The 445-nt window shown below is 69.0% G+C and carries 1 pseudogene; it reads right to left on the bottom strand.

The features are described 5' to 3' along the window. Window position 1: 1 nt before the first annotated feature. A pseudogene (locus tag PUR71_RS05240) lies at window positions 2–445 on the bottom strand (hypothetical protein); the annotation flags it as partial.

Raw genomic sequence — 445 nt, 5'->3', positions numbered from 1 at the left:
GTCAGCCGGTCTGGATGGAGGTGTCGTCGATCACGAAGCTGGTCTGCAGCGAGGCGTCCTCGGTGCCGGTGAACTTGAGCGTGACGCTCTTGCCCGCGTACGCCGACAGGTCGAAGGTCCGCTGCTGGTAGCCGGCCGCCGCGTCCACGTTGCTGTACGTCTTCAGCGTGGTCCCGTTGACCGACACCGCCAGCTTGTCGTACGCCGTGGTACCCGACTCCGCGGTGTCGACGTGCAGCCAGAAGCTCAGCGTCGCCTTGCAGCCCGCCGGGATCATCACCGTCTGCGACAGCGTGTCGGTGTGCGTCGAGCCGTAGCCGTCCAGCCACGCCTTCCAGCTGCCGCCGTGCGCCGCCTGCGACGCGCTGTTGTCGACCACGCCGCTCGACGCCGTCCACGGCGACGCCGAGCCCGTCTCGAAGCCCGCGTTGCCCAGCAGCTGCGT

Source organism: Streptomyces sp. SP17BM10, from assembly GCF_036322405.1.
Lineage (GTDB): Bacteria > Actinomycetota > Actinomycetes > Streptomycetales > Streptomycetaceae > Kitasatospora.
The sequence above is the reverse complement of the archived record's forward strand: the minus strand, read 5'-3'. Positions and strand labels throughout refer to the sequence as shown.